Source organism: Elongatibacter sediminis (assembly GCF_037892215.1).
Lineage (GTDB): Bacteria > Pseudomonadota > Gammaproteobacteria > Xanthomonadales > SZUA-36 > Elongatibacter > Elongatibacter sediminis.
Window position 1 is genome coordinate 330,544 of the sequence record NZ_JAZHOG010000003.1, and the last position, 17,001, is coordinate 347,544.

Below are 17,001 nucleotides of genomic sequence, written 5' to 3' on the forward strand. Positions count from 1 at the left end.
GGCCGGGAGAAATCACGTGGCACTGAAGATTACCGAGGAATGCATCAACTGTGATGTCTGCGAGCCCGAGTGCCCGAACGAGGCGATTTCGCAGGGCGTGGAATACTACGTTATCGATCCCGCCAAGTGCACCGAGTGCGTCGGTCATTTCGACACGCCGCAGTGTGTTGAGGTGTGTCCCGTCGAATGCATTCCCAAAGACGATAACCACCCCGAAACCCAGGACGAATTATGGAAGAAATACGAGCGTCTGATTGCCGGAGCCACGGTTTGAGCGAACCTGAATACAGGCCCGTCGCTCGCGCGCGCAAATGGGTTCGCCTGCTCACCGGATTGCTGGTGCTGGTCGCTACCCTCGCCCACGGCCAACCGGGGCCGGGCAAGGCGGCGATTGCCAGCGCACATTATCTGGCCACCGAAGCCGGTCATGAAATCCTGGAACAGGGCGGTAACGCGTTTGATGCCGCGATCGCGGTGAGCGCGGCGCTGGCCGTGGTCGAACCCACCAGTTCGGGCATCGGCGGGGGTGCCTTCTGGTTGCTGCACCGCGCCAGCGACGGCCACCAGGTGATGGTGGATGCGCGGGAACAGGCACCGGCGGCCGCGCACCGCGACATGTACCTGGCTGAAGAAGGCAACGTGAATCGTGACCTTGCGGTCAACGGGCCGCTGGCGGGCGCCATCCCGGGGGAGATCGCCGGCCTGGAGCACCTGGCTGAGAATTACGGGCGCCTGCCCCTTTCCGCCAGCCTGCAGCCGGCCATCCGGCTGGCGCGGGAAGGCTTTCCGATCGACGAGAAGTTCCACCGCATGCTGATGTGGCGGGCGGTCACGATGAAACGCTGGCCGGCCGCGTCCGAGGTGTTTCTTCCGGGCGGCTCGATCCCACCTGTCGGGCATGTCATTCGGCAGCCGGATCTGGCCTGGGTGCTGGAACAGGTCGCCGAGAAAGGCGCGGAGGGCTTTTACAGCGGCGAGGTGGCGGAGCGCATTGTCAAAGGGGTGCGCGATGCCGGCGGTATCTGGACCCTGGAAGACCTGCAGGCCTACCGGGTGAAGGAACGCGAGCCGATCCGCACCGATTACGGAGACTACGAACTGGTCACCGCGCCGCCGCCGTCGTCCGGTGGCATCGCCATCGCCGAAATGCTGAACATTCTCGAGGCGTGGCCGATCAATGACCTGCCCAGGGTGACCCGCACCCACCTGATCGCCGAGGCGATGCGCCGTGCCTACCGTGACCGGGCCATTTACCTGGGTGATCCCGATTTCACCGAGGTACCGGTGGACATGCTGACCAGCCAGCATTACGCCGACGGGCTGCGTGCTTCCATCCGGCCGGACCGGGCGACGCCGAGCAGCATGTTGCCCGGCAACGTGCAGCTCACCGAGGGCACCGACACCACCCATTTCTCGTTGATCGATTCCGAGGGCAACATGGTCGCGGCCACCCTGACCGTGAATCTGCCGTTCGGCTCGGCGTTCATGGCGCCGGGCACCGGTTTTCTGGTCAACAACGAAATGGACGATTTCTCGGCCAAGCCGGGCGTACCCAATGCGTTCGGCCTGATCGGTTTCGCGGCCAATGAGATTCAGCCCTATAAACGGCCGCTGTCGAGCATGAGTCCGACGTTCATTCTCGGCGAGGACCGCCGCGCCGTGCTCGGCACCCCGGGCGGTAGCCGCATCATCACGATGGTCTTGCTGGGCATTCTCGACTTCATGCGCGGCAACGAACCCGAATCCTGGGTGTCGCTGCCGCGTTTTCACCACCAGTACGAGCCCGACCAGATTTCGGCCGAAGAGGCCACGTTCACTGCCGAGGAAATCGAGGCCCTCAAAGCGTTGGGTCACGATGTGCAGGTGCGCGACACCTGGGGCAACATGCACGGAGTGATGTGGGATCTGCAGAACGGCGAGTTGAGTGCGGGTTCCGACCCGCGCGGGCCGTCGGGCCGCGCCATCGTCAAATAGGCGTTCGATAGGAGAGACGACATGAGGAATACCTTTGCCTTGCAGGCCTTCACCCTGTTGCTCGCCGCCACGGTCGTGCCGGCCCAGGCCATCGAGCCGGACGAGCTGGACCGGCTGGCCGCCGACGCGCAGGACCAGGTGGTCCAATGGCGGCGCTGGTTCCACGAACATCCCGAGCTGAGCAACCGCGAGGTCAACACCGCCGAGCGTGTCGCGGAGATTCTGCGTGGCATGGGGCTGGAGCCGAAGACAGGGATCGCGCATACGGGGATCACGGCCGTGATCGAGGGCGGCAAACCGGGACCGATGGTGGCGATTCGCACGGACATGGACGGCTTGCCCGTGACCGAGGAAACCGGCTTGCCTTTCGCTTCGAAGCAACGCGCTGAGTACAACGGCCAGGAGGTCGGTGTCATGCATGCCTGCGGGCACGATGCGCACATGGCGATGTTGCTGGGTGCGGCGCAGGTGCTGCTCGCGGTGCGTGACGAGCTGCCCGGTTCGGTGATGCTGATTTTCCAGCCGGCCGAGGAAGGCGCGCCTGCGGGTGAGGAAGGCGGCGCCGAACTGATGCTCAAGGAGGGCATCTGGGACGAGCGCAAGCCCGAGGCCGTGTTCGGCATTCACGTCGGCATCAACCAGCCGGGCGGCGAATTGTCGGTCAAACCCGGTCCGCTGATGGCGGCTTCCGACCGTTACGAAATTCGCGTGCTGGGCAAACAGACCCACGGCGCGCGCCCCTGGAACGGAGTCGACCCGATCGTCGTCGCTTCGCAGATCGTACTCGGGCTGCAGACCATCGCCAGCCGCCAGGTCGACGTCACCCAGGCGCCGTCGATCATCAGCGTCGGCCGCATCACCGGGGGCATCCGCAACAATGTGATTCCCGATTCGGTTGAACTGGAAGGCACGATCCGGACCTTCGATCAGGCCATGCGCGAGGACATTCACGCAGCCATGGAACGCACCGCCCGTGGTATCGCGGAAAGCGCCGGCGCGGAGATCGAATTCGAGATCGACTACGGCTACCCACCGGTGGTCAACGATGCCGACCTGGTGGCGCGGATGATGCCGACCCTGGAGCGCGTCGCCCCGGTGAATTCACTGAATCCACAAACCGTGGCCGAAGACTTCTCCTTCTTCGCCAACGAGACGCCTGGCGTGTTCATTTTTCTCGGCAACTCACCGCCCGGCGTCGATCCCGCCACGCAGCCGTCCAATCACTCGCCGCTGTTCACGACCCACGAGCCGAACATGGAGGTGGGCGTGCGCGCCTTCGCGCACCTGGTGGTGGATTATCTGGAGGGGCAGGGCGACTGACCCGGGGTCAGGGCCGGATATAGGCCCGCGGACGGTCGGAATCGGCCGGCAGGTAGCGGTCGCGCAGCAGGGTCTGGCGGGACACCATCGGGATGCGCCGGCCATTCAGGATCACGGTTTCGGCCAGGGTGGTCACTTCCAGCGGATCGCCGGTCCACAGCACCAGATTGGCGGGCGCGCCGGGCGTGACGGTACCGTGACCGTCGGGCAAGCCGAAAATCGCGGCGGGAGCCGATGTCAGGCCGGCCACGCCGACCTCGTGCGGCAATCCGTTGGCCACGGCCACGCCGGCGGCCTGACGCAGCTTGCGGGCATTGTGTGGTGCCTCTTCGCCTCCGGTGAAACTCACGGTGACCCCGGCTTCATGCAGAATGGCCGCGTTGTCCAGCCGGGCGCCGATCTGATCGAAATCGCCGGGCAGGTTGCGCAGCGGATCCACCAGTACCGGCACACCCGCCTCGGCCAGTGTGTCGGCGACCTTCCAGGCCTCGGCTCCGCCGCTGATCACCGCGCGCCAGCCGTTGCGCTCGGCCAAACGGATGATCTGCAGGATATCGCTCGCGCGGTCCGACGAGAAAACGACGTGCCCGGATTCTGCGAAGCGGGCGATGGCCTGCCGCCCCAGCGGAGTGAGCAATGCCCCGGGCTGCGAGGCTCCGGTGTCCCGGGATTCCGCCACGGCCTGCTCCAGCAACATGTACTGGGCCGCGCGCGACTGGCCGGTCAGCGCGCTGGTCGATGCGCCGATGCCGATGAACAGCACGGGTTCGGACAGGAAGGAATCGTACGCGCCGTCCAACGATACGGCACGGCCCTGGCCGCCGATGAACCCGCCGCCGCGCCCGGCACCGAGCAGGGTCCATCCGTAGCCTTCGATGCGGGTGACCGGGATGGCCGTAGAGTCGGGATTGTAGGCTGGCGTTACGTCGAATTCGGGTCGTGGGGCCAGCCGGTCGAGCGGTGGTGGCGCGGGTGGCTGCAGGGTCTGGTCAACGGTGGTGGCCTCGCCGGAGAGCTCGGTCAGTCCCAGGGCGGTGATGCCGGCAAAGAGCGCGGGTGTGACCGGGCGCCGGTTGGCTTCGATCACGGTCGCGTTGTCTGGTGCTTCCAGGCCGTGGCCGACCGCGGAAACGCGGCCGTCCAGAACGACGATGTCGGCTTCCTGCACCACGGGCGGCGTGCTCATCGTATACACGGTGGCATCGTGGATGAACAGGGTTTGCGCCCGCACCGCCGAGGCGGCCGGCAACAGCCACAGCACGCCGACGGCGCTGGCCAGAAGGGTGCGGACGGGCCATCGCCTCATGGCCGGTCTCCCAGCGACTGGCCCAGTTCGAAATCCGAGAGCGGCTGCCGTTCGAGATCCGCGCGATCGAAAATCAGCGCGCCGTCGATGAATACCTGGTCGGCTTTCGCGTAAACACTGAACGGATTGCCGTTCCAGATAACCACATCGGCCATCTTGCCGGGCTCCAGGGTGCCGGTCCGGTCGAGGATGCCCAGCGACCGGGCGGCATTGGCGGTCAGCCAGCGAATGGCCTGTTCCGGTGGGATGTTCATGCCGGCCGCGCGGCCGCGCGCCATGGCCTTGGCGGCTTCCTGATTGAGCCGCTGAATGCCCTCGCTGGAATCGGAATGGACGATGGCGCAACTGCCTTCGGGGCGGTCGACCAGTGCGATGTTCTCGGGAATGCCGTCGTAGGCTTCGGCCTTGAACCCCCACCAGTCCGCCCACAACGCGCCGCACACGCCGGCGGCGGCGAGTTCGTCGGCGATCTTGTAGGCTTCCACGCCGTGGTGGAAGGCGCTGATGGAGTATCCGAACTCGGCGGCCACGTCCAGCATGGTCATCATTTCGTCGGCGCGATAGCAATGGTTGTGCACCAGGATTTCCCCGCGCAGCACGCCGGCCAGGGTCTCCAGACGCAGGTCACGCGCCGGCGCGTCCAGGCCGGTCTCACCGTCGGCGACACGCTGTTCGTAACGGGCCCAGTCGTCGAGGTATTTCTGTGCCTCGATCCACCGGGCACGAAAGCCCGCCACATTGCCCATCCGGGTCGAAGGTTCCTGGTTGCGCTGGCCATAGACTCGCTTGGGGTTTTCGCCGCAGGCCATTTTCAGTCCGTGCGGCGCGCCCGGAAACTTCATGGCCTGGTAGCTGACCGCGGGCACGTTCTTCAGCGTAACGCCCCGACCGCCGATCAGATTGGCCGAGCCCGGAAGAACCTGCAGGGTTGTCACCCCGCCGGCCCGGGCCCGGTTGAATCCCGGGTCCTGGGGCCAGATACCGTGCTCGGCCCAGACGTGCGCCGTTGTCGGGGATGTCGCCTCGTTGCCGTCCGAATGCGCCGCGATGCCCGGGCTGGCGTATACACCCAGGTGGGAATGCACGTCGATCAGCCCCGGCGTGACCCAGCGGCCTTCGGCATCGAGGCGGTTGGCGTCACCCGGCGCGCGGATGGCGCGGCTGGAAACCGCCTGGATTCGGCCGTCGGCCAGCAGCACGCTGGCCTGGTCCAGTCGATCCCCGGTTCCGGTCAGGACGGTCGCATTGGTGATGAGCAGGGATTGCGACGGCAACGGTTGGTAGGTCGAAGGATACGGCGCCTCCGCGCGCAGCAGCGTACTGCACACGAGTGCGGTTAGAAGGACAATGAAACGCACGCAGGCCATAGGAGCGGAAGTCTAGCAGAACGGCTATCATCGCAACATGAAAGCGCTTCAGGGGATGGACCTGCCAGGGGTGGACGAACTGCGCAGCTGGATCGGGCACAGCCTGTGTCACGGCGAGCATGTTCTGGCGCGCAGCAACCAGGGCACCATTCTGCTGTACCAGCAGGGACCCAGGCCGCTGATCGTCAAGACCGCGATGGGGCGCGGCGTGGTATTGCGCGCCCGGCGCCAGACCCTGTTGCGGGAGTATGCCGCGTACCGGCGCCTGGAGGGCGTCGTCGGTGTTCCTGCCTGCTACGGCATGATCGACCGGCGCTACCTGCTGCTCGAATACGTTGCCGGTACGTCCTACCGCGAGGCGACCCTGGATGATCGCGAGGCGTGGTTCGAAAAGCTGCTTGAAATCCTCCATGCCATTCATGCGCGCGGAGTCGCCCATGGTGATCTCAAGTCAAAAGGCAATCTGCTGGTTACGGCGTCGGGGGAGCCGTGCGTGGTGGACTTCGGCACGGCGTTCGTCCACCGCACCGGTTTTCATCCGGTGAACAACTGGTTCTTCCGGACGGCGCGGCGCATGGACCGTAACGCCTGGGTCAAGCACAAGTACCGGGGCTTTTACCGTGATGCGTCGGAAGAGGACAGCGCACTGCTGGATTACAGCTGGATCGAACGCGTGGTCAGACGTCTGAGCGGACGGCCGATGGACCGGCTGCGGTGAACTCCGCCAACCGGCGCAGGCCTTCCTCGATGCTGATGCTCGGCCGCCAGGCCAGGTCCCGCCGCGCCGCCGAGATATCAAACCAGTGAGCCGTGGACAGTTGCTCCGCTGAAAAGCGGGTCAGCGGAGGCTCGCTCTCAATCCGGAAGGCGCGCCACAGTGATTCACAGGTTGCTCCGGCCGCGCGGGCCACCCAGGCCGGAACGGGCCGAATGCGCACGTCGATGCCGATCGCGGCCAGCAGCCTGGCGATGATATCGCGCTGAGGCAGCGGCTCGCCGTTACTGATGAAGTAGGCGCGGCCGGCGCAGGTGCGTTCGTCGGCGAGATTCAACAGCGCATTGACGTGAGCCTGGGCTGCGTTGTCCACGTAAACCGTATCGATTTTCTTGTCGGCACCGGGCAGTGCCAGCCGGCCACGGCGCACGCGTGCCGCCAGGCGCGGCAGGATGTGCGGATCGTCCGGACCCCAGATCAGGTGCGGGCGCAGGGCGGTGGTCGCCAGCGAATCACTGTCGGCCGCGAGTACGGCTTGTTCCGCCAGTGCCTTGGTGGCCGGGTAGGGCGCCGTGTAATGGTCGGGCAGCGGCAGGAATTCGTTCGCGCCTTCGATATCGTCGCCGGCATGAACGATGCTGGGTGAACTGGTGTGTACCAGGATGGGAATGCGTTGCTGCAGGCAGGTGTCGATTACCGCCTGGGTACCCTCCACGTTCACCCGCCGGTAGTCTTCGAAATCTCCCCACACCCCGGCTTTTCCGGCAGTGTGGATAATGGCGTCGCAACCGGTGGCGGCCGCGCCGAGTGCATCGGGATCGGTGATATCACCCCTTCTCACTTCGACGCCGGCCGCAGCGAGTCCGTCCGCCTCGCTGCGCTGGAACGCGACTGTTCGAAAGTCACGCTGCAGCAACTGGCGGCAGATGGCAGAGCCCAGAAAGCCACCGCCGCCGGTTACCAGCACTCTCATTCAGGTCTGCATTTGGCCGGCTGCCCAACGGGCGAGTTCCTCGCGGCCGATCTTCGCGTTGTGTCGGATGTCGACGGGAAAACCCGGGTGGAACAGTACCGTGCGCACGCTGCGCGTGAGTGGGTGGGCCTGCGCCAGTTGCAGCAGATCGTAATGCACGCGCTCGCGATCGACCGGTTCGAGCTTGCCTGTTACTTCCACGCACAGCACCGGAATCTGTCTTCCCCGTGGACCCACGCCGACCACCGCGGTGCGCGCGGCGTCGGGATGCTGATTGAACACGCCCTCGCATTGTTCGGCGAACAGGGTTTCCTTGCCGGTTTCGATCCGCTGAGCGACCCGGCCGCAGTACCACAGGCGGCCCTGACCATCGAGAATGCCGACATCACCCATGCGGTGCCAGAAGCCGCCGCTACCGTCGGGAATTCTGCCGAGTGCCGTATCGGTGTCGCGCGCCCAGTACGTATCGGTACAGCTCGGTCCGCGCACGATGATTTCGCCCGGCATGCCCGGTGGCATGGGAGTCGCATCGTCGATGTCGTCGATTGCGTCGTCGGTGATCCGGATCACACGGACCTCGTTGCCGGTCACGGGCTGGCCCACCAGAAATCCTTCGCCGGATTCGGTCAGATCCTGGACTCGGGCATCGAGTTCCTGGTTGGTGACGTTGCTCACCGGCAGGCATTCGGTCGCACCGTAAGGCGTGTGTATCAGGGTGTCGTTGGCCAGCGAGCCTTCCAGCCGGCGGATCACCCGCAGCGGCACGGCGGCGCCGGCGGAAATCACGCGGCGTATGCTCCACATGCGGTGACCGGTCTGCTCGGTGTGCCGGCTCAGGGTATCGAGCAGTGCCGGCGAACCGAACACGGTGGTGACCTCGTGTTTTTCGATCAGTTCGACAAGCGCCGCGGGATCGGCCTCGGCGGGCCGGGTGGGGTCCATGTCCGGTATGACCGTGGTCATGCCCAGGGCCGGGTCGAACAACGCGAACGGCGGAAAAGTCTGCAGGCTCACTTCGCCTTCTTCGATGGCGAACGTGTCGCGCAGCATTTCCACCTGGGCCACGAAATGCCGGTGCCGGTAGACCACGCCCTTGGGTGCTCCGGTGCTGCCCGAAGTGAACAGGATGGCCGCGAGGTCATCGGCCTGGGTGGGGTGTTGCACGGGCTCGACGACGGTATCGGTGCGGGCCAGTTTCTTCAGCGGAGTGCCACCCGTACCGGGTGCCCAGCCATCGGTGACCAGAATCTCCAGGCTGTTCCTGGCCCAACCCAGGAAACGCCGCGCGAACTGCGCCCGGGTCACACCGATGAAGGCTTCGGGCGCGGCTTCGCCAAGACACTGTTTCAGGGATTTCCGGTCGATTCCGGGATCGATCAGAACCGGCACGGCGCCGGCCTTGAACAGGGCGAAGAAAACCGCGACGAAATTCAGCCCGGGTCGCAGCATCAGCGCGGTTCGGGTGCCGGCTGTAATGCCGAGCGCTTCGAGACCGCCGGCGTAGGCGTTGGCCAGATCGTTCAGTTCGCGATAGGTGCACGACCGGTAACCGGAAACCCGCCCCAGCGTATTTCGATGGGGGTAATGCATCGCGATGGCGGCGGGCTGCTGGCTGGCCTGCCAGGCCAGGGCGCCCGCGACGTTGCATACGGAACCCGTATTCCAGGGCCGGGTTGCCGCCGCGTCATTCACCGTTGTGTCCATGGTTCGAATCATCCTTGACGTCGATAAAGTCGCATAGCGTGCGAACCAATCCCTCACCCCCGTCTTCGAGCACATAGTGACCGCAGTCATCCAGCGACTCCAGCCTGGCGTGCGGGTAGATTTCGCGCCAGCGCCGCAGAAAACTGCGGTCGAAGACGAAATCCCTGCCGCCCCAGGCAATGAGGCAGGGTCGATCCGCGAACTGACCCAGATGCTCCGCCGTCTCGGTCAAAATGTCAAAACCCGGGTCGGATTCAGCCAGCGGGATGTCCTGCACGAAACGCAGGGTGGCGATGCGATTGGCCGGGGTGTCGTAGGGTCCGACGTAGGCCGACCGGACTCGCGGGTCGACGGGTTTTTTGAAGGCCACCCGGGCCGCGGAACCCGCGAAGGCATTCATGCGCAGCACCAGCCAGGCTCCGAGGCGCGTGTTGCGCACCAGTGACAGGGCCCACGGCATGGGTTTGTCTTCCGGCAGGGGAAAAGCCGCCGTGTTGAGGATGACCAGCCGGGCGATTCGGTGGGGATTTCGAACGGCCCATGCGAATCCGATCATGCCGCCCCAGTCGTGCACGACCAGGGTCAGGGGCCGGTCCGGGGCCACGTGGCGGATCAGTGTATCCAGGTCGTCGATGCGGCTGGCGAGCCTGTAATCGTAGGCGGAGGCCGGGGGCTTGTCGGACAGCCCGCAACCGAGGTGATCCGGGACAATGCAGCGGTGGGTGCCGCGCAAGCCGAGCACCAGCTTGCGGTAATAGAACGACCAGGTCGGGTTGCCGTGCAGCATCAGCACGGGCGGTGCATCCGCGGGCCCCTCGTCCAGGTAGTGCATGCGGCCCGCCGGGCGCTGCAGCCAGTGGCTGTCGAACGGATACAGATCCGGCGGTGGTGACCAGGGCTGACTCACCGGCGCCCTCCCGCGGCTTACCAGACGATCTCGGCCATCGAGCAATTCAGGCCGGAGCCGATGCCGAGCAGCGCCACCCGGTCGCCCTTGTTGAGGCGCCCGCTCTCGAATGCGCGGGCGAGCACGATGGGAACCGAAGCCGGACCCACGTTACCCATTTCCGGATAGATCGCATGCACCTTTTCGGGGTCGAGTCCCAGCAGCTTGACCAGCGATTCGGTGTGTACCTTGCTGACCTGGTGGATTACGAACTGGTCGAGTTCGGAGGCGACCCAGCCGAGGGCGCTGCATGCGGCGCGGAACGTTCCGGTCGCCAGTTTCAGGCCCTCGCCGAGCAGCACCTTGGTGTCGGTGACCATGCGGTCCATCTGACCGCGGCACAGCGAATTGAACTGGGTGGCGCTGCGCGTGATGCTGCCGCGATAGCGATGGCCGTCCGGAGCGACGGTTTCGCGCGCCATCAGCATGGCCGCCGAGCCCGAGCCCAGGGTCAGCGAGGCGAACTCGGCGCGAAACTGTTCTTCGCTCATCGACGGGTCGAGCATGCGCTCGATGGTCGCTTCGGTGATCGGCCCGCTGGATTCACCGTCCACGATGAGGGCGTAGTCGACCTCGTCCCGCTCCAGCATGCGCGCGGCGATGTCCATGCCGTTCATGAACGCCAGGCAGGCGTTTCCGACGTCGAAATTCAGGCAGTCATCGCCAAGGCCCAGGTTGCCGTGCACGATGCAGGCGGTGGAGGGTTCCAGGTAGTCCCGGCAAACCGAGGTATTGATCAGCACACCGACCCGGTCGCGGTCTATGCCTGCCTGGCGCAGCACTTTCTCCGCCGCCTGGGTGGCCGCGTCGGACGGCTGGGTGCCATCTGGCCAGAATCGGCGGGCGGTAATGCCGGAAATCTCTTCCAGCAGGTCGCCACGAATTCCGAGGCGTTCCAGGGTCGGTGCCAGGCGCAGCGATATTTCGGCCGAGGTGACGCGAATGGGGGGTTCGACCGCTGCAATGGCCTGTATCACGACGTTCTTGAAGTTCATGGGGGATCATCGGAAGGGATCAGACCTTTTATTATAGCTGCTTGGGTGTGCATTCAGCAGTGCGGCGTTCAAACGCGACGATTGCTGGGCTACACTTGCCGAAACGGCGAATCGATCAACACAACAGGGGTATCGCGTTGGCGCAGGGAACGGACAGCCAGCAGACCACAGTCTCGCCCGGTCCGAAAGACTTCAAGCCGCAGCACATGCCGCTGTCGCGGCTTGGCGCCCCGGCGGAAGGCGAGGTTCATGCCTGGTTTCTCGACCTGGGCCTGCTCGGTGCACCGTTGCGCCAGGCGCTGGCCGGCGAATCTCCCGACTCGGGGGCTGCGCTGACAGCCGGCCAGCGGCGTTTTGCACGACGGTTTTATCTGCGCTTGCTGCTGGGTGCCTACCTGGGCTTGTCCGGCAAGGATGTCAGCCTGGTCCGAAGCGTCAAAGGCAAGCCGGTGCTGGACGCCGCGGTGCATCAGACCGGTTTGCAGTTCAGCATGGCCAAAAGCGGTGACAAGGTTCTGGTCGGCGTGTGCTCGTTCAATCCCATCGGAGTGGATCTGGAGCCCGCGGATCGGCGCGCCCACAACGCCATGCGGGTGGCGCGCCGTTATTTTCATCCGGACGAGGCCGATGATCTGACGGCCATGCCGGCGGCCGGTCGCGATGCCGCCTTCGTGCGTGCCTGGGCCTGCAAGGAAGCGGTCGTGAAAGCTTCCGGTCAGGGCATCGCCAACCAGTTATGCCGATTCCGTATCGAAATGAGTCCGGACCGGCCGGCCGCCATTCACGCCATGGAGGGGGACGATGCGGAAGGCTGGGCACTGACCCTGCTGCGTCCCGAGGCCGGGTTTGTCGGTGCGGTGGCCGTACAGCACCCGCGCCTGGAGTTGCATTGCCACCGACTTCTGCCGGCTGCATGATTCCGCTCCGTTTCGTACATTGGCGCGACTGTCGCCGCCCCGGAGCGGTCGTGCTCCTGCTTTGCGCCCTGCTTTCCGGTTGCCAGCTCAGCCCCGCGCGGGTCGAGCGGGTGGACCAGGCTGTCGAGCAGGCCCGTGAGCAGGCCCTCAGTTGTCCGGCGACGGAGCGCGACCGGTGCAGTGCGAATTCGCCAGTCATGGAGATGGCGGCACGGGCGGCCGGTGATGGTCGCAACCGGGTGTTGCTGCTGGAAACCGGCGGGGAAGCTCTGGAACTTCGGGTTCATCTCATCCGCGCGGCGCGGGACACGATCGACCTGCAAAACTTCATTCTGCGAGCCGATCAAACCGGGACGCTAGTGCTCAATGAACTGCTCGATGCAGCGCGCCGGGGCGTGCGAGTACGCCTGTTGCTGGACCAGATGTTCACGGTGGCGGACCTGGATTACCTGGTGAAGCTCACCATGGCCCACGTCAACTTCGAGATTCGCTTCTACAATCCGTCCTTCCACAAGGCGCGTACCGAAAAACACGACTGGATCAGCGGGGTTGCCTGCTGTTTCCGGCGGTTCAACCAGCGCATGCACAACAAGTTGATGGTCGTCGATGAATTGGCCGGCATCGTCGGTGGCCGGAACATCGCGGATCGCTATTTCGATTTCGACACCAACTACAACTTCAAGGATCGTGATGCGGCCGTGTACGGCCCTGCGGCGCGTGACATGCGTGTCTCGTTCGATCGCTTCTGGAAGAGCCCCGATACGGTTCCGGTGCAGTATCTGCGGGACGTTGCCGAAGAACTGCTCAATGGCGCCGATCCGTCGCTCGAAACCTACCATCCGCCGCTGCGCCTGCTGCCATTGCTGGAGCGGGTCGCGAATACCTCCCATGTTCGTGCGCGATTCGTCGATCCCGTGTACCGGGTGGAGAGGGTCGAATTTTTCTCCGACTGGCCGCGCAAACAGGCGGCTCCGGAGAACGCACCGGAAAAGGACATCACCCGGGAGTTGCATGACGTGCTGGCGGCGGCGCATGAGTCGATCGTGATCCAGTCTCCCTACCTCGTGCTGTCACCACAGGCTCGTGATGTGTTCCGTGAATTACGCGAACGGAATCCCGAAATCGAACTGGTTTTTTCCACCAATTCCCTGGCTTCGACCGATGCCGACACGGTGTACGGAAATACTCACCGGCACAAAAAACGGTACATCGACAGCCTTGGATTCCAGATGTACGAATTCAAGCCGTTTCCGGCCGATGCGCCGGAGTTCTTTCCGCGACTGCCGGCACTGATGGAGGAAAAAAGGGCCGGGTTGAAAAGTGATTCCGTGGTGTCGGGCGACGGTTCGACCATCGATATGCCGGCTCCTCGCGCCGGCCTGCATTCAAAGTCTTTCGTCGTTGACGGCAAAGTGGCGATGATCGGGTCGCACAACTTCGATCCCCGCTCGGAGGACTTCAACACCGAAAACGGACTGATCGTGTGGGACGAGGCATTCGCGGGCCGGCTGGAAGCGGTGATCCGGCGCGACATCGAACCCGGGAACAGCTGGGTGGTGGCCATGAAACCGGATGACGGGGACCCGGTAGCGGATGATCTGCCGTTCATCGACGAGGATACGGCGGCGGATTACTGGTCGCGCGGCCCGACTTCCGCTTACGAACTGATTCCCGGCCACGAGCCGCTGCCGCCAAACCATCCGGATTTCTACCTGCACTACTACCCGGTGGGCAGTTTTCCCGACGTGGTGCGAACCCGCCGCCAGTACCTGGTCCTGTTACTGGGCTCGATTTTCTTTTTTCTCGAGCCCATCCTGTAAGCCTCGTCCCGGGTTCAAAGTCCCAGCGGCAGGCCCGGCAACAACGGTGGCAGGCTTACCGCCTCGCCAAGGGGCAGGCTCAGTCCGTCTCCGTTGAGGTCGTCGATCAGGGCCAGCCGGCGGGTCGCGGACACCTCCGAAGAAATGAGGGTGTCCAGCGCGACCGAACCGCTGCCGAGATGCCCCGATGTCGACGTATCCTCGTCGATGGGATGCTCCAGGGCGTGGCTCCAGCTGACCACCACGTGCAGGCGCTTGAAATCGGATATCGTGGCGCCCTGAGGCGCCGTGGTCGTGAATTGAGCGGTGCTCCGGTCCCAGTAATAGTCGGTGACGGTCTGCGAGACGGTGAGTTCGACGCTGCCCACGGTCCGTGCCGAACTGCTGTCGACAATGTCCGCGTAGCTGTGCTGCAGGCCGTTCGGATCGCTGCCGGTCCGAGTGAATCGCCGTTGTACCTCGATCTGCTCCTCGGCGAGGCTGGCGGCCAGCGTGCGGATCTGCGCGTCGGTTCCGACCCGGCTCAGGTTGATTTCCAGCTGCGCGAGGGCCAACAGACCTCCGGAGAACATGGCGACTGCCACCAGTACGTCGATGAGACTGAAACCGAGTTGCCGCGCCGAAATTGATTGCCGTTCGTGCATGTTCTATCCCCTCTGATGTTGCGGTTGGCGGTTCAATACCAGGGTTGATCGGTCCAGCTTCCCGTCAGGCTGCCCAAACCGCCCACGGCCGAAACGTCGGCCATGATGTCTTCGTTGTAGATCACCTGGAACGTTCCGCTGTGCTCGCCGAAAACCCCGTCCATCACGACCGAGCCGAACACGGTCGCATCCCCGGTCGTGCTCAGTTCGGCGTCGCCGTTCTCGACATCGGTAACGAACAACATGCCGTAGAGTTCGGAACCCGAGTGCATGAGTGTTTCGCCCGAGGCACTGATCAGCATGACGGGATGCTCGGGAGATCCGATGGTCGTGTTGGCGGCGATTTCACAACTCGCCCCGGTCACCCAATAGGCGCCGGCAGACTCGGAATCCAGGGTCGAACAGTCGTTGATCACCCGTATCGAGTCGCGGAGTTTATCGGCCTCTGAGCGGGCCATGCCGAAGTAAAACTGGAACAGATCGCAGGGAAACAGATCGTCGAGCACAATGTCCGCCCCGACCTGGTCGAGCAGCAGCGTGGTCAGGGTCAATGCAGAACCCAGCGGGCACTCGCACAGCGCCAGGCCACAGCCCAGGTCCAGGGGAATGCCCAGTCCTCCATACCAGTCCTCCGCGTCGCAGGTGATGAGCGGAGCGTTGCGGGGATCAATGTCATCGTGGCCGGTGCAGCCAGGATTGGCGCTGCCCCAGATGGACGCCGGAATGCCGGCGCCACCACCGTTGATGTTGGCGACGATCTCGGTCAGCCCGCCGGTGGGCAGATCCGATTTGGTCACCAGCGGGAAGCCGGGTAACTGAGCGAATGCCGATACGCTGAAACTGGCGATCTGCTCGCTGATGCTCGACTGTGCCGCACAGGTGCCCGCGGCACAGTCGGCGCCGCCGGTGGCCAGCAGCGTGACCATGAGCTTGGAACCGTCGAGCAGTGCCGGATTGGTGTGGCAGCCCTCGATGATGGAACCCAGGGCCGGGTCGAGGCCCAGGTCCAGGTGGAGCAGGCACATCAAGGCCTCCACTTTTACTTCGGTGCCGGTGCCGGCAAGTATGCCCGGTGCCCCGATGGGCAGTTCGGTCGAGCCGTTCCAGTAGTAAAAGTAACTGTGATCGCGCCGGTCCGGCACAGGGTCACCCCAGCACGGATGGGTGGGGTCCGAAGCGTAATCAACATCACCGCAACGAACCCAGCGCTCCGAGCCTGCCACGAGCCAGCCATCGATTCCGGCGCCCAGCATGTCCTCGAGGTCGGCATTGATCAGCGTCCGGTTGGCGTTGAACCATTCGCGGGCCAGCCCGATGCCCGCCTCCGCGGCGAAAAATGCCTGCTTCTGGCGCAAGCTGTCGGCGGAAATCCTCTGGTCGGTGACCCCGGCGCGGGTGGAGTAGGCGAGCAGAATCAGCAGCAGCACCAGGGCGAAAACGCAAGTGAGGGTGGTGATCATTCCTCGCTGGGTACCAACGCCCCCCGGCATCCGTGCCGGGCCTTCAGATTCACTGGGTGCAATCCCTTGCATGGCGTATTCCCTGGCGCGGCTTCCGGCCGCACGAATTCAAAGCAGTATGTCGTTGCGAACGTCGATTGTCGTTTCCAGCGTTTGCTGGAATTCGGGCGCATTGCGCAGGCGGCCCTGCAGAACCAGCCGCACCCGCCGGAGGCGTTGGTTGGTCGTGTTGCCGAGCAAATCGGTGGCGACCACTTCCTGAACGGACTGATCGTCGTCGACCCGAAAATTGACGATGTCGACCAGTTGCGAGCTGGTCAGGCCAATCCAAGCGCTGTCGTCCGCGGCGCAGTCGGGCACAGTGCTTCCCGTCCAGGCTTCCATGCGGCGGGCGCCGTTCACTGTCCGGCTGCGGTAGGCGCCGTATTCATCTGCGGAGATGGTGCCGTCCCGGTTGCGGTCCACTTCGAAGATGAAACAGTCATTGGATTCGGCGATCTGGATGCCAGCCGGAAGATCGAATGATCCGAGCAATGGCAGATCGGCATCCACGGGCAGATTGATGCTCGCGTCCGGCAGGCACACCGTGTTGGCGAGACACCACATCGCGGCCGCCGTATAGCCCGCCCGGCGCACGTCGCGAGACATGATCTGCATCGTCCGGCGCATTTCATTCGACAGGCGGGTATCTTCGAGGATGCGTGCGTTGTTTCCCAGACCGTCACTGATCAACACGATGGCGGTGGATGAAACGACGATGCTGAGTAGCGAGGCAACAAGCATTTCGACCAGCGTTGCGCCGGTCTGCCGGGCATGGGTAGTGCTCACATTTCCCGAAGGCCGAACCTTCGGTTCCATGT

15 protein-coding genes are annotated in these 17,001 nt (G+C 64.5%); 6 read left to right on the forward strand and 9 right to left on the reverse strand.

Annotation, left to right across the window (positions count from 1 at the left end; genetic code table 11):
* Window positions 1-16: 16 nt before the first annotated feature.
* The 3 genes from V3330_RS06320 to V3330_RS06330 are packed head-to-tail and all read left to right on the forward strand — an operon-like array spanning window position 17 to window position 3,294.
* On the forward strand, window positions 17-274 hold the full coding sequence (locus V3330_RS06320) for a YfhL family 4Fe-4S dicluster ferredoxin (RefSeq protein WP_354694545.1): 258 nt from the start codon (window positions 17-19) through the stop codon (window positions 272-274).
* Window positions 271-1,974, forward strand: coding sequence for a gamma-glutamyltransferase (gene ggt, locus V3330_RS06325; protein WP_354694546.1), 1,704 nt, complete (start codon window positions 271-273; stop codon window positions 1,972-1,974). The genes V3330_RS06320 and ggt overlap by 4 nt, the downstream gene beginning before the upstream one ends.
* Before the next feature lie 21 nt (window positions 1,975-1,995).
* Window positions 1,996-3,294: an amidohydrolase gene (locus V3330_RS06330; protein ID WP_354694547.1), complete on the forward strand. Its 1,299-nt coding sequence runs from the start codon at window positions 1,996-1,998 to the stop codon at window positions 3,292-3,294.
* Between the two features lie 7 nt (window positions 3,295-3,301).
* Here V3330_RS06330 and V3330_RS06335 read toward each other — a convergent pair whose 3' ends face one another.
* The gene (locus V3330_RS06335) at window positions 3,302-4,600 is read right to left on the reverse strand and encodes an amidohydrolase family protein (protein ID WP_354694548.1); all 1,299 of its coding nucleotides are present in this window, start codon (window positions 4,598-4,600) and stop codon (window positions 3,302-3,304) included.
* Window positions 4,597-5,928 carry an amidohydrolase gene (locus V3330_RS06340; RefSeq protein ID WP_354694549.1) on the reverse strand — a complete coding sequence of 444 codons (1,332 nt, stop codon included), beginning with the start codon at window positions 5,926-5,928 and terminating at the stop codon, window positions 4,597-4,599. The genes V3330_RS06335 and V3330_RS06340 overlap by 4 nt, the downstream gene beginning before the upstream one ends.
* 76 nt (window positions 5,929-6,004) lie before the next feature.
* Here V3330_RS06340 and V3330_RS06345 point away from each other — a divergent pair, with 76 nt between their 5' ends.
* Window positions 6,005-6,685 (forward strand): protein kinase domain-containing protein, encoded by a 681-nt coding sequence (locus V3330_RS06345; RefSeq protein WP_354694550.1) that lies wholly within the window; start codon window positions 6,005-6,007, stop codon window positions 6,683-6,685.
* Here V3330_RS06345 and V3330_RS06350 read toward each other — a convergent pair.
* The 4 genes from V3330_RS06350 to V3330_RS06365 are packed head-to-tail and all read right to left on the reverse strand — an operon-like array spanning window position 6,645 to window position 11,300.
* The gene (locus V3330_RS06350) at window positions 6,645-7,655 is read right to left on the reverse strand and encodes an NAD-dependent epimerase/dehydratase family protein (RefSeq protein ID WP_354694551.1); all 1,011 of its coding nucleotides are present in this window, start codon (window positions 7,653-7,655) and stop codon (window positions 6,645-6,647) included. The genes V3330_RS06345 and V3330_RS06350 overlap by 41 nt on opposite strands.
* The gene (locus tag V3330_RS06355; protein WP_354694552.1) at window positions 7,656-9,359 is read right to left on the reverse strand and encodes a fatty acid CoA ligase family protein; all 1,704 of its coding nucleotides are present in this window, start codon (window positions 9,357-9,359) and stop codon (window positions 7,656-7,658) included.
* Window positions 9,340-10,266, reverse strand: coding sequence for an alpha/beta fold hydrolase (locus V3330_RS06360; RefSeq protein WP_354694553.1), 927 nt, complete (start codon window positions 10,264-10,266; stop codon window positions 9,340-9,342). Before V3330_RS06360 ends, V3330_RS06355 begins: the two co-directional genes overlap by 20 nt.
* Before the next feature lie 17 nt (window positions 10,267-10,283).
* On the reverse strand, window positions 10,284-11,300 hold the full coding sequence (locus V3330_RS06365; protein WP_354694554.1) for a 3-oxoacyl-ACP synthase III: 1,017 nt from the start codon (window positions 11,298-11,300) through the stop codon (window positions 10,284-10,286).
* Window positions 11,301-11,437: 137 nt separating this feature from the next.
* Between V3330_RS06365 and V3330_RS06370 the strand changes: the two genes are divergently transcribed.
* Together V3330_RS06370 and V3330_RS06375 are read left to right on the forward strand one after the other, a co-directional pair.
* Entirely contained in the window at window positions 11,438-12,217 is a 780-nt protein-coding gene (locus tag V3330_RS06370) for a 4'-phosphopantetheinyl transferase family protein (protein WP_354694555.1), read from the forward strand.
* 50 nt (window positions 12,218-12,267) lie between these two features.
* Window positions 12,268-14,037 (forward strand): phospholipase D-like domain-containing protein, encoded by a 1,770-nt coding sequence (locus V3330_RS06375; RefSeq protein ID WP_354694556.1) that lies wholly within the window; start codon window positions 12,268-12,270, stop codon window positions 14,035-14,037.
* Between the two features lie 14 nt (window positions 14,038-14,051).
* Here V3330_RS06375 and V3330_RS06380 read toward each other — a convergent pair whose 3' ends face one another.
* The 3 genes from V3330_RS06380 to V3330_RS06390 form a co-directional block, all read right to left on the reverse strand.
* Complete coding sequence (locus V3330_RS06380; protein ID WP_354694557.1) at window positions 14,052-14,681, reverse strand: hypothetical protein; 630 nt, start codon at window positions 14,679-14,681, stop codon at window positions 14,052-14,054.
* Window positions 14,682-14,713: 32 nt separating this feature from the next.
* Entirely contained in the window at window positions 14,714-16,141 is a 1,428-nt protein-coding gene (locus V3330_RS06385) for a hypothetical protein (protein WP_354694558.1), read from the reverse strand.
* A 108-nt stretch (window positions 16,142-16,249) separates the two neighbouring features.
* Complete coding sequence (locus V3330_RS06390) at window positions 16,250-16,999, reverse strand: hypothetical protein (protein WP_354694559.1); 750 nt, start codon at window positions 16,997-16,999, stop codon at window positions 16,250-16,252.
* Window positions 17,000-17,001: the final 2 nt, after the last annotated feature.